Consider the following 12,145-nt stretch of genomic DNA (forward strand, 5'->3'; position numbering starts at 1 on the left):
ACCGCCGCCGCGCTTACGAAAGTCCCGCCGCCTGAATGGCTGCGAACGCGCTTTCCAGCCGCGCGTCGCCGTCGCCTTCGACCCACGCCCAACGGAGCTTGCGGCGTTCGAGTTCGCCGATCGCGACGTCCATGAATTGCCGCCGCGCCAAGTCGCTCCCGAACAGGCGCGTGCCGTCCTCCTGCCACGGCAGGTCCATTGCGGGGACGAGATAGAGGTCGGCGGGTTTGTCCCACAGGTCGATCTCGGGCAGGCGGCGCCCAAGCAGCATGATCGCCCATGCCTGCGTCATCAGCGGGTCGGTGTCCGAAACCAGCCATTCGGGCTTTTGCGCCAGCGCGGCCTCGGTCGCCGCCAGATGCCCGTCCAGAATCGCAAGCAGGTCGACCTCGTCGAGATCGGTTCCATTCGCTTCGCAATAGGTCCGGCCATATTCGGGAACGATGAGCGCGCCGAGCTTGAAGGCAAGCCGCGGCGCCAGCGTCGACTTGCCGGTGCTTTCGGCGCCGTGAAGGCAGATGTGCCGGGTCATGCCGCGACCGTCCCGGCATGGGCCGCCCGCCGCCATTGGATCAGCCCGTCGATCGACAGGCCGAGCAGGACGACATAGACCGCGCTCGTCGCATAGAGGCCACGCCATGCGAAGAGCGGCACCGCGATCAGGTCGACGAGAATCCACAACCACCAGCTTTCGACTCGGCGGCGCGCAAGAAGCCACTGTGCGGTGACGCTGATCATCGCGATCGCGCCGTCGATCCAGGGCGCAGCGGCATCGGTGAAACGGTGCATCGCCGCACTCCACACGACCCACGCCGCGGCCGTGACGCCCCCCCAGATCCAGCGTGCGCGGGCGGTCATCCAGCCGACGGGAATATCGCTCCCCTCGCGCGCGCGCATCCACGCGGCCCAGCCGTACAGGTTCAGCGCAAAGAAAAAGCCCTGAAGCAACATGTCGCTGTACAGCTTCGCCTCAAAGAAAACGAAGGCGTAGAGCGTCACCGCCGCAAGCGCGAAGGGGTAGTTCCAGACGCTGCGGAGCGCGACCAGCGCGACATTGGTCAGGACCAGCGCGGCGGCCAGCCATTCGAGCTGGCTCATGCATCATCCTCCGCCGACGGGCGCGTCCACAGACCGTCGCGGCTGATCCGCCGCTGCGGCGGACGGCGCAGCACCGACCAGCCCGCCCGCGCGACCCAGCCGAGTTTGGCGAGCAGGCTGGACGCCGCCCGATGGTCCCATGCGTGATCGCCGCGGGCGCGGACCTCGCGTGCGATGTCGCCATAGATGCCCGCGGCCGCCAGCACGGCCCAGCGGCTGCGCGGCGGCAGCTTGCGCGCGCCCCAGCGTGCCGACGCTTCATATTCATCGGCCATTTCGGCAAGCCATTTCGCCATCACCGCCAGCCGGGACCGATAGGCGGGGTGCATGTGTTGACCCGGTGGGATGTCCAGTTCGACCATCCACTCGTCGGGCAGGTAGCAGCGATCGGCGGCGGCATCCTCCGCCACATCGCGCGCGATGTTCGATAGCTGAAAGGCGATGCCAAGGTCCGAGGCGCGATCAAGGGTCGTGGTGTCGCGCGGGTCGATGCCCATGACCAGCGCCATCGCAACCCCCACCGCCCCCGCAACATGATAGCTATAGCGCAGGAGGTCGGCTTCGCTGCGCGGCCGCCAGTCCTTCGCGTCGAGGTCGAAGCCCGCGACGATGTGGTCGATGACGCTGCGCGGGATGTCGATTTCGGTCAAAAGCAGGCCAAGCGCGTCGAAAGCAGGCTCCCCGGTCGGTTCGCCGGCAAGCGCCCTGCCCGTCTGCACCCGGATATGCGCGACGGCCGCGACGGGGTCATGGTTCGGAACCATCGCCCCGCCATGATCCTGCCCGTCGGTCAGATCGTCGGCGGCGCGGCACCAGGCATAGAGCAGCCAGACGCGCTCGCGCGTAACGCGGTCGAAGAGCCGGCTGGCGAGCGCGAAGCTTTTCGATCCGCGCGCGATGCTGTCATGCGCGAATCCGTGGAGGGCATGCGCATCATAGGCCCCCGCCACGATCATTACAGATCGTCGGCCTTCATGGCGAAGATCGGCGCGTGCGGTTCGTATGTCTCCATTTTGTCGAGCAGTTCGTCGATCCCGGCATCGACGATCATGATCCCTGCATGCGCGGGGCGGATGAAGCCGACGTCGATCATGTGCCGGTTGAAGGCGACAAGGTCGTTGTAGAAGCCCGCCGCGTTGAGCAGTCCGACGGGCTTGGCATGATAGCCGAGTTGCGCCCAGCTGATCGCTTCCCAAAGCTCGTCCATCGTGCCGACCCCGCCGGGGATCGTGAGGAAGCCGTCGGAAAGGTCGGTGAACATCTTCTTGCGCTCGTGCATGCCCGACACGACGTGCAGTTCGGTGCAACCGCGGTGCGCGACTTCGGTTCCGACAAGCGCATCGGGGATGACGCCGATCACCTCGCCGCCGGCTTCCAGCGCGCTGTCGGCGACGGCACCCATCAGCCCGAGCCGGCCGCCGCCATAGACGACGCCGATCCCGCGCTGCGCGAGCGTCCGCCCGACGTGGCGCGCGGTTTCGATGTAGATCGGGTCGGCGGGGGTCGCGGACCCGCAATAGACGGCAAGGCGTTTCATTCGTTCACTCTATCGCTTTCATCACCCCTGCAAGGGTCGGGGTCCAGATGGAATCCCGCCTTCGCGGGAATGGCGGGAAAGTAAAGAGCCTATCGGGATTCGAGCATCAGCGCGGCGGTCGCGCGGGCGCTGCCGACGACGCCGGGAATTCCCGCTCCCGGATGCGTGCCCGCCCCGACGAAATAGAGATTTTCGATCGCATCGTCGCGGTTGTGCGCCCGAAACCAGGCGCTTTGCCAGAGCAGCGGCTCAAGGCTGAACGCGCTGCCGAGATGCGCCGACAGATCGCGGCCGAAATCAGCCGGTGTATAGTAGAAGCGGGTCACGACCCTGTCCTTGAGACCCGGCAGGACGCGACGTTCGACCTCGTCCAGTATCGCATCGGCGAAGCGTTTGCCGAACGCGCCATCCCAGTCGGCCTTGGCCTTTCCCAGATGTGCGACGGGCGCCAGCGCATAGAAAGTCGAATGGCCGGGCGGCGCCAGGCCGGGGTCGGTGATGCTGGGGTGATGAAGGTAGAGCGAGAAATCTCCCGCGACGACGCCATTGGAGTAGATATCGTCGAGCAGCCCCCTGTAGCGCGGACCAAACAGGATACTGTGGTGCGCGACGTCGGGATATTCACCCTGCACGCCGAAATGAACGACAAAGAGCGACGGCGACCAGCGTTTGCGTGCCAGCCCCTTCGCGACCTTCGCGCCGCGCGCATGGCACAGCAGGTCGCGGTAGCTGTGCATCAGGTCGCCGTTGCAGGCGACCATGTCGGCCGCGCCGTGCCATCCGCCCTGCGTCGTGACGCCCGTCGCACGGTTGCCCGTCGTTTCGATCCGCGCCACCGGATCGCCGAGCCTCAGCGACCCGCCGAGCCGCTCGAACAGGCGCACCATGCCGCCCACCAGCGCGTTCGTGCCGCCGCGCGCGAACCAGACCCCGCCGTCCTTTTCGATCGTGTGGATCAGCGCATAGATCGCGCTCGTCGTCATCGGATTGCCGCCGACCAGCAAGGTATGGAAGGACAACGCCTGCCGCAGCCGTTCGTCCTCCACATAGGACGACACGATCGAATAGACGCTGCGCCAGGCCCGATATTTCATCAGCGCTGGCGCGGCCCGGATCATCGACGCGAAGTCGAGAAAGGCCACCGCGCCAAGCTTGACATAGCCCTGTTCGTAAACGCCCCGCGAATAGGCGAGGAAGCGGTCGTATCCCGCGACGTCGGCGGGATGCAGCCGCTCGATTTCGGCACGCAGCGCGGCCTCGTCGTTCGAATAGTCGAAGCGTGATCCGTCGGGCCAGTCGAGCCGATAGAAGGGCATCACCGGAACAAGATCGACATCGGCCGCCATGTCCCGGCCGGAAAGCGCCCACAAGTCCTGAAGGCACGGGGGATCGGTAATCACCGTTGGCCCCGCATCGAAGGTGAAACCGTCCTTCTCCCAATGATAGGCCCGCCCGCCGGGCTTGTCGCGCGCCTCGACGATCGTCGTTTCGACACCGGCCGACTGTAACCGGATCGCCAGCGCCAGCCCACCGAACCCCGCACCGACGACGATGGCCCGCCGCGTCATCGCCAGTCGAACCGGGCAAGCGCGGACACGGCGCGTCCGACGGGCACCGGCGGTTTGCCGGCAAGGATGCGCAACTTGTCTCGCGCGCTGGGCGCGCCGGCATAAAAGCGCGCGATCAGCCCCGGCGACAGGCGGTAGAAACGCTGGAAGATGCGATAGCGTTCGCCGGGTTCGGCGGCGCGAAACAGCATCGCGCCGAGCATGCGATAGAAACGCTGGCGTCGCCATGACGTGGCGGCCTGTGCCCGGAGCAGCGCGGACAGATCGGCCCGATCGACAAGCGCCGGCAGCGTCGCCGCGGTCCGCACCGCATCGGGCAGCGAATAGCCCGTCGTCGCGTGAAAGCGCCCCGCGCGAACCCCGATCCGCGCGACGCCATCAAGCACCGGCCAGATCGCCGCGAAATCGCCCGCCATCACAACGGGCAGCGCCCCCGTCTCCTCGCGCTCGACCCCCGCGACGCCCCAGCCGCGCGACGCGGCATAGGCGGCGATCCGGCCGCGTACCGCCGCAACGTCGAGCGCCGCCTCGTTGCTGTAATAGGTATCCTCGACGAACACCGTCTCGGCGTCGAACGGCAGGCAATAGACGAAGCGATAGCCGCCGAGTTGTTCGACGGTGGCGTCCATCACGACCGGCTGCGCGAGGCCATGTCCGCCCTCGACGCGCAGCGCCTGTCCGACGAATGTCTGCCACCCGCACTTGATCCCCGCGAGATCGCCGATCCCGCGCGCGTCGAGGACGTGCCGTGCCTCGATCCGGCTGCCGTCATCGAAAGTGACCGATTGCGGCGCAAGCAGGATCGCCGCCCGCACAATTCGCCGGTCGGTGGGCAGGACAGCGCTCACCGCCTCGGCAAGCGCCTCGCCGGTAATGCTGTTGTACGCCATCGGCAGCCGACGGTCGAAAGCGGGAAACGCGACGTCATAGCCGTCCCAGCGATGCCGGATCAGCGGTTCGACAAGCCAGCGATCGCTCGCCGCGATGTCGGCGTCGAAAAAGGACCAGATGTGATTGCCGCCGATCGGGCCCGGCTCGATCAGCCGCACGTCAAGATCGGGCCGCCGCCGCGCGAGCGCCAGCGCCGCGAGCCCGCCGGCAAGCCCGCCACCGACGATGGCTATGTCGCAACTATCCTTGTCCGGCGCCGCCATGTTCCCCGTCCTAGGGTAGGAACCCTAGCGAGCGGTGCGGCGCGCCGCTATGGCTTCCTTCATGGCCGCGATCATTTTCTCTGCGCTGGCGATGACGCTGATCGTCGGTGTCCGCTACCTGCTGAGCAGCGGGGTCTTCGCATTTGTGACGAAGCTCCGGCATCCGGGCCTCTATCGGGGCCTCGAAGCCCGGATATGGCGCGAGATCGGCTGGAGCCTCGCGAGCGCCGCGATCTATGGCATCCCGGCTGGCATCGTCGCGTGGGGATGGCAGGCGCGTGGCTGGACGCGCCTTTATACCGACGTCGACGCCTTTCCGCTCTGGTACCTGCCGGTCAGCCTGCTTGCCTATCTGATCCTCCACGACACCTGGTTCTATTGGACCCACCGCTGGATGCACCGGCCACGCTGGTTCCGGATCGTTCATGCCGTCCACCACCAAAGCCGACCGCCAACCGCCTGGGCTGCGATGAGCTTTCATCCGATCGAGGCGATCACCGGCGCCGTCGTAATCCCCGCGCTGCTGTTCGTCGTGCCGATCCACGTCGCCGTACTGGGGCTCGTCCTCGCGATCATGACCCTGATGGGAGTGGCGAATCATATGGGATGGGAAATGTTCCCGCGCGCGCTCGTTCATGGACCCGCAGGCGATTGGCTGATAACCGCAACCCATCACGACCAGCATCACACGGCCTATCGGGGGAATTATGGCCTGTATTTCCGTTTCTGGGACAAGGCGTGGGGCACGGATATCGGGCTTGGCCGCTTTGCCCCTGCTGCTGGCGGCGGCGAGCGCGCCGCCGACCGTTGAGGTCAGCATCACCGGCCTGCGCAATGCCAAGGGACAGATTCTCGTCTGCCTGACGACGAACCCCAAGGCTTTTCCCGATTGCAGCAAGGACGAGGCGTCGGTCCATATCGCGGTGAAGGCCGCCGATGCCGCCGATTTCACGATCCGCGCCCCGGGCCCCGGCACCTATGCGATTGCCGTGGTCCACGACGAGAACGCCAACAACAAGATGGACATGGCCCTCTTCCTGCCCCGGGAAGGCTTCGGCTTTTCGCGCAACCCGGCGCTGGGCATGGGGCCACCCAAGTTCAAGTCGGCGAGTTTCGTCGTCGCGGGTGACACGCGCCAGTCGATCAGGATGAAATATATGCTCTGATCATTCGGCAGCGAGGGCGAAGCACCGTGCGATTTGCGGCTCGGCCTTCTCCTCGGGCAGCGCGTCGAACTCCTCCGGCGAAAAGGCGCCTTCGGCCGCACGCAATGCGGCTTCGACCGCATCGTCCCCGACGCTTTCGGCCAGTCGCGCCATCAGACGCGCCTTCATCGCAGCGAGCTCCTTCGCTTCATCCTTGAAGACCGGAATACCGATCGCAACATGGCTGAGAATGACGTGACACCGCGCGGCATCGGGCATTGCGATGCCGCTCACGCGGACAACCGGCGTCAGGCCGCTGACAACGCCGTCGCCACCCCCCGATACGTCTATGCTGTCATAGAGCGGCGCGCAGCCCTTCATGGCGACATCAAGCGTCTTTTGCGCGGTCTTCCGGTTTTGGCCGCCACCCAATGTCGCAAAGGTATAGGCTTCGAAATCCTGCTTATAGACGGCCTTTACCTCCGCCGCGCCCATGCCCGTTTCCTGCATGATGGCTTCGGCAAGGCGCCCGGCCAGTACCTCGGCCTTTGCATCGCTCAGGCCATAGTCGTTTTTGGACACGCCGCGGCCGACATCGTACATCACGGCACTGGCCAGCATCGCGCATCGCACCTCGCGTCGCCGTGGTTCGGAAAGCGCCGCCAGTTGCGCGGCCGCCATCGCCGGATCGGCAAGCTGTTCGACCGTTTCCTCCGTCGTCGGTTCATCGGCCGACACTGCCGCTTGCGATACCCCCATCAACGCGAAAAGCACCCACCACATGTTTCACCCCCGATAGCGCGCCCAGTCGCATGCTGTGGAAATGCAGGAGCCTTGGCAAGCGGCATTGTGGGGCGACGGACGCGCGGCTAAAGCAGCGCGCGTGACCGCGCTTTCTTCCCGCATCATCGCTTTTGCCAACCGCTGGCCAAAGCTCGTGGCCCTGGCTCTCGGCGCCGTGTCGGCGACGGGGTTCGCGCCGCTGAACCTCTGGCCGCTGACCCTGCTTGCCTTCGCGGGCTGGATGGCGCTTGTCGCACGAAGCGGCAAGGGCTGGGGCGCGTTCGGAATCGGCTGGGCATTCGGAGTCGGCCATTTCACGATCGGCCTCAATTGGATCGCGACGGCCTTCACCTATCAGGCGGCGATGCCGGCGTGGCTCGGCTGGATCGCGGTGCTGCTGCTGTCGCTCTATCTCGCGGTTTATCCGGCGCTTGCGGCGTGGGGGGCGTGGGTAGTGCGGCACTGGGGCGTGCCGGCGACGCGGCTGACGTCGCCCTCCTATATTCTAGCCTTTGCCGGCCTTTGGATCTTGACCGAATGGCTGCGAAGCTGGGTCTTCACAGGTTTCGCATGGAACCCGTTAGGCGTGATCGCGATCGGATTGGCCCAGCCCGCCGAGCTGATCGGATCCTATGGGCTGTCCGGCCTCATGATCATCGCCTCCGCGATCTACGTGCTGCCCCATTTCGAGCGCGGCCGAGCGCACACGCCGCCCGACCTGTCGGAACGCCAACAACTGCAGATGCAACTCGGGTTCGGCACGTTGATCGCCGTCACGGTGGCGCTCATGTATTTCCAGCCGCTTCCTGCCGCCGAAAAAAAGCCAGCGCAAGGTACGATCCCCGTCACCGTCGTCCAGCCCAATGTCGGACAGCAGGACAAGTGGGAAGGCGGCAAGGCCGATGCCAATTTTGCAAAGCTCGCGCGGCTGACCAAACCGAAGGACGGACGGCCACGCCTGATCCTGTGGCCCGAGGCCGCCGTGCCGGACTATCTCGAAACCGGGTATCCATCTGTCTATTACGACCGTTCGCCTGCTGAAGCCCGCGCGCGGCTGGTCGATCTGATGAACCCGTCAGACGTGATGCTGCTCGGCGCTCTAAAGCTCGAATTCGACAAACAAGGGGAAGCGGTCGGTGCACGTAACGCTGTGATGACGGTGCACGCGGACGGCTCGCTAGGGCCGCGCTACGACAAGGCGCATCTCGTTCCCTACGGCGAGTATCTACCGATGCGGCCTGTGCTGTCCGCGATCGGGCTGTCGCGCCTTGCTCCAGGCGACATCGATTTCTGGCCAGGGCCGGGACCACGGACGCTTGCGGTTCCCGAGGTTCCCGAACCGCCCCTCGCACCCGACGCGAACGAGATCGAGAAAATTGTGCGCAGGGAAATGCCGTTCGGGCGCCGCGCGCTGAATGTCGGGCTGCAAATCTGTTACGAGATCATCTTTTCGGGGCAGGTCGTCGATCGCGCGCATCGGCCCGATTTCATCTTCAATCCGTCGAACGATGCCTGGTTCGGCGGCTGGGGGCCCCCGCAGCATCTGGCACAGGCGCGGCTCCGCGCGATCGAAGAAGGATTGCCCGTGGTCCGCGCGACGCCGACCGGGATCAGCGCGGTGATCGACGCCGACGGGCGCATCCTCGAATCGCTGCCGATGCACGAGGCGGGGCGTATCGACACGGACCTGCCGCCCGCGCACGCCCCGACGCTGTTCGCGCGATATGGCAACAAGCTGCCGGTCGGATTTGCGCTGCTGCTGCTCGCGCTCGCCATTGCCTTTCGGCGGCGCGGGCGCTAACAGCACCGCGACATAAAGCTTCCTTTATATCCGATTCCCAAAGAAGGCACCGATGCGCAACAGCTTCCTTTTCACGTCCGAGAGCGTTTCCGAAGGTCATCCCGACAAGGTCGCCGACCAGATTTCCGATTCGATCGTCGACCTGTTCCTGTCGAAGGACCCCGAAGCGCGCGTGGCCTGCGAAACGCTGACCACGACCCAGCTTGTCGTGCTGGCCGGTGAAATCCGGTGCAAGGGCGTGTTCGAAAACGGCGAATGGGCACCGGGCGCCCTCGAGGAAATCGAGGCCGTCGTCCGCAACACCGTTCGCGAAATCGGCTATGAGCAGGACGGTTTCCACTGGGAAACCTTCCGCTTCGAAAACAACCTCCACGGCCAGTCGGCGCATATCGCGCAGGGCGTCGACGAGAGCGGCGACAAGGACGAAGGCGCCGGCGACCAGGGCATCATGTTCGGCTATGCGTCGGATGAGACGCCCGACCTGATGCCCGCGACGCTCGACTACAGCCACAAGATTCTGGAGCGCATGGCCGCCGACCGCAAGGCGGGCACCGCGCCGTTCCTCGAACCCGACACCAAGAGCCAGGTCACGTTGCGTTATGCCAATGAGCGCCCGGTCGAAGCGACCGCGATCGTCGTGTCGACCCAGCACGCACCGGGGTATTTCTTTCACAACGGCGAAGGCGACGAAGCGAAATATACGGAACTGCGCAAATACGTCCTCGGCGTGATCGCCGACGTGCTGCCTGCCGAACTGCTGACCGCTAACACCGTCTATCACATCAATCCGACCGGCCGTTTCGAGATCGGCGGCCCCGACGGCGACGCCGGGCTGACCGGCCGCAAGATCATCGTCGACACCTATGGCGGCGCCAGCCCGCACGGCGGCGGCGCCTTCAGCGGCAAGGACCCGACCAAGGTCGACCGCTCGGCCGCCTATGTGACGCGCTACCTCGCCAAGAATATCGTCGCGGCAGGCCTCGCGCGCCGCTGCACGATCCAGCTCTCCTATGCGATCGGCGTTGCCGAACCGCTGTCGATCTATGTCGACCTGCACGGCACCGGCGCCGAAGGCGTGAGCGAAGCCGCGCTCGAACAGGCGTTGCCGCAGCTTGTCCGACTGACGCCCAAGGGCATCCGCACCCATCTCGGCCTCAACAAGCCGATCTACAAACAGACCGCCGCCTACGGCCATTTCGGTCGCACCGCCCACGGCGACGCCTTCCCGTGGGAGCGCACCGACCTTGCCGACAAGCTGAAGGCCCTTGTGAAGGCCTGAATCGACAGCAGCGTCCATGCTGCTATCCTCCCCCACTCGGACCGGGTGAGGGAGGTATCGCATGAGGGGTTGGATCGGGATTGTCGTGCTGGCCGGTGCAGGGCTGGCGGGCGGACTGGCGTTTGCCCAGAAGGCCGCGCCGATGACCCGCGCAGAGGCGATCAAGCTTTACGCCGCCGGTGGCTTCCCGATCAGCGCGGACGGCAAGAGTCCGACCAATCGTTGCGGCAAGCCTGCGAATCCGCGCATCACCTTCGTCGACCTCAACGGCGACAAGGTGAAGGACGCGCTCTTTACCGACAGCGACAGCGACACCGGCACCTGTTATGGGTCGGACAAACGCTTCTTCGCCATGGCGGTGAAGGAGAGGGACGGAAGCTGGCGCGGACTTGGGGGCTGGACGGGCACCGCGCAGGCGACAGGCAGCGACCGCAACGGCTGGCTCACCATCACCTGGACAAGCAACGGCGCGAGCCGCCCGCTCGCCTATAACGGGGTCAGCTATACGACGGAAATCGCTCCCTCCCCCGCTGCCCCGCCGCCCGCCGCCAAGCCGCCCGCATCCGCTCCGCCGACGGCGAGCGCAGCCCGCGACGCCGCGATTTTCCGGGCCGCCGGTTTCCAGCAGACCCGACGCGGCTGGGAAAGCGGCTGCGACGATCCGTCAAGTGGCTCGGTCTACGAACCCGGCGCGATCGATCAGGTGAAAGACCTGAATGGCGACGGCCGTCCCGAGGCCGTCGTCACCGAGGGCGGCAGCCTGTGCTATGGCAATACGGGTACGGCCTTCAGCCTGGTCAGCCAGCAAGCAGACGGCAGTTGGAAGCTGGTTTACGAAAGCATCGGCATTCCGGAATTCCTCGCCACGAAGGGCGTCGGCGGCTGGCCCGACATCTCGGTCGGCGGGCCGGGTTTCTGTTTCCCGGTGCTGCGCTGGAACGGCCGTGCCTATGTCCGCCACCGCATGGAGTATGAAGGCAAGCCCTGCAAAGGATAGGCAAGGCTTGCCGGGCCCCCCGCGACTCCCTAAGCGCGCCGCATGACTGCGTATAAATCCGGCGATCCGACGACCCTCAACCGGCTCTATGGCCGCGCGCAAGGAAGGCCCCTGCGTGCGGGTCAGCAGGAACTGGTCGACACTCTGCTCCCCCAGATCGCGGTCCCGGCCGAAGGCGAGGTCACAGCGACGCGCCTGTTCGGCTATGACCGGCCGCTGCATTTCGAGATCGGGTTTGGCGGCGGCGAACATATGGCAGGGCGCGCCGACATGTTGCCCGACCATGGCTTCATCGGCGCCGAACCCTTCGTCAACGGCGTCGCGCAGGCGCTCGTCCACGTCTCGGGCGACCCCCATCTCGAAGGCCAGGGGCGCGCCCACGCCCCGCTCGGCAATGTCCGTATCCATCATGGCGACGCGCTCGAGGTGTTGCGGCGCGTTCCCGACGCCGCGCTTTCCTTCGCTTATCTGCTTCACCCCGACCCCTGGCCCAAGGCGCGCCACGCCAAGCGCCGGATGATGAACGACGGTCCGGTCGACCTGATCGCGGCAAAGCTGAAACCCGGCGGCGAATTCCGGTTCGGGACCGACCATCCGGTCTATCTTGCGCATGCGCTGATGATCATGCGCCGTCACCGCCACCAGTTCGAGTGGCTGGCAAGGGACGCGCAGGATTTCCTCGTTCGCCCCGGCGGCTGGCCCGAGACGCGCTACGAAGCCAAGGCGCGCGCGCAGGGTCACGAAGTCTGGTATTTCCGCTATCGCCGACGCTGAACGCCCCAT

Annotated in this window: 13 protein-coding genes; 6 read left to right on the top strand and 7 right to left on the bottom strand. The window is 65.9% G+C overall.

Going from position 1 to position 12,145, the window contains the following annotated elements; genetic code table 11:
- Window positions 1–13 precede the first annotated feature (13 nt).
- From JNM03_RS00840 to crtY, 6 genes are all read right to left on the bottom strand, one after another.
- A complete protein-coding gene (locus tag JNM03_RS00840) occupies window positions 14–532 on the bottom strand; it encodes an AAA family ATPase (protein WP_294033673.1) in 519 nt (172 codons plus the stop codon).
- On the bottom strand, window positions 529–1,098 hold the full coding sequence (pnuC, locus tag JNM03_RS00845) for a nicotinamide riboside transporter PnuC (protein ID WP_294033675.1): 570 nt from the start codon (window positions 1,096–1,098) through the stop codon (window positions 529–531). Before pnuC ends, JNM03_RS00840 begins: the two co-directional genes overlap by 4 nt.
- On the bottom strand, window positions 1,095–2,054 hold the full coding sequence (locus JNM03_RS00850; protein WP_294033677.1) for a phytoene/squalene synthase family protein: 960 nt from the start codon (window positions 2,052–2,054) through the stop codon (window positions 1,095–1,097). Before JNM03_RS00850 ends, pnuC begins: the two co-directional genes overlap by 4 nt.
- Window positions 2,054–2,635, bottom strand: coding sequence for a TIGR00730 family Rossman fold protein (locus JNM03_RS00855; RefSeq protein ID WP_294033679.1), 582 nt, complete (start codon window positions 2,633–2,635; stop codon window positions 2,054–2,056). Before JNM03_RS00855 ends, JNM03_RS00850 begins: the two co-directional genes overlap by 1 nt.
- Before the next feature lie 89 nt (window positions 2,636–2,724).
- On the bottom strand, window positions 2,725–4,203 hold the full coding sequence (locus tag JNM03_RS00860) for a phytoene desaturase (RefSeq protein ID WP_294033681.1): 1,479 nt from the start codon (window positions 4,201–4,203) through the stop codon (window positions 2,725–2,727).
- Complete coding sequence (gene crtY, locus JNM03_RS00865; protein ID WP_294033683.1) at window positions 4,200–5,357, bottom strand: lycopene beta-cyclase CrtY; 1,158 nt, start codon at window positions 5,355–5,357, stop codon at window positions 4,200–4,202. Before crtY ends, JNM03_RS00860 begins: the two co-directional genes overlap by 4 nt.
- 61 nt (window positions 5,358–5,418) lie before the next feature.
- Here crtY and JNM03_RS00870 point away from each other — a divergent pair, with 61 nt between their 5' ends.
- Together JNM03_RS00870 and JNM03_RS00875 are read left to right on the top strand one after the other, a co-directional pair.
- Window positions 5,419–6,168 (top strand): sterol desaturase family protein, encoded by a 750-nt coding sequence (locus tag JNM03_RS00870; RefSeq protein ID WP_294033685.1) that lies wholly within the window; start codon window positions 5,419–5,421, stop codon window positions 6,166–6,168.
- Complete coding sequence (locus tag JNM03_RS00875; RefSeq protein WP_294033687.1) at window positions 6,116–6,523, top strand: DUF2141 domain-containing protein; 408 nt, start codon at window positions 6,116–6,118, stop codon at window positions 6,521–6,523. Before JNM03_RS00870 ends, JNM03_RS00875 begins: the two co-directional genes overlap by 53 nt.
- On the opposite strand, the gene JNM03_RS00880 is transcribed toward JNM03_RS00875, so the two are convergent.
- Window positions 6,524–7,285, bottom strand: a complete 762-nt coding sequence (locus JNM03_RS00880; RefSeq protein WP_294033689.1) for a hypothetical protein — start codon at window positions 7,283–7,285, stop codon at window positions 6,524–6,526.
- Between the two features lie 100 nt (window positions 7,286–7,385).
- On the opposite strand from JNM03_RS00880, the gene lnt reads away from it, so the two are divergent.
- The 4 genes from lnt to JNM03_RS00900 all read left to right on the top strand — a co-directional run bounded on the left by lnt (window position 7,386) and on the right by JNM03_RS00900 (window position 12,136).
- The gene (lnt, locus tag JNM03_RS00885; RefSeq protein ID WP_294033691.1) at window positions 7,386–9,086 is read left to right on the top strand and encodes an apolipoprotein N-acyltransferase; all 1,701 of its coding nucleotides are present in this window, start codon (window positions 7,386–7,388) and stop codon (window positions 9,084–9,086) included.
- 52 nt (window positions 9,087–9,138) lie between these two features.
- Window positions 9,139–10,365 carry a methionine adenosyltransferase gene (metK, locus tag JNM03_RS00890; protein WP_294033693.1) on the top strand — a complete coding sequence of 409 codons (1,227 nt, stop codon included), beginning with the start codon at window positions 9,139–9,141 and terminating at the stop codon, window positions 10,363–10,365.
- 61 nt (window positions 10,366–10,426) lie between these two features.
- Window positions 10,427–11,362 (top strand): hypothetical protein, encoded by a 936-nt coding sequence (locus JNM03_RS00895; protein WP_294033694.1) that lies wholly within the window; start codon window positions 10,427–10,429, stop codon window positions 11,360–11,362.
- A gap of 42 nt (window positions 11,363–11,404) precedes the next feature.
- Entirely contained in the window at window positions 11,405–12,136 is a 732-nt protein-coding gene (locus tag JNM03_RS00900) for a tRNA (guanosine(46)-N(7))-methyltransferase TrmB (RefSeq protein ID WP_294033696.1), read from the top strand.
- Window positions 12,137–12,145 lie beyond the last annotated feature (9 nt).

The sequence above is a fragment of the Sphingopyxis sp. genome, assembly GCF_016793825.1.
GTDB lineage: Bacteria > Pseudomonadota > Alphaproteobacteria > Sphingomonadales > Sphingomonadaceae > Sphingopyxis.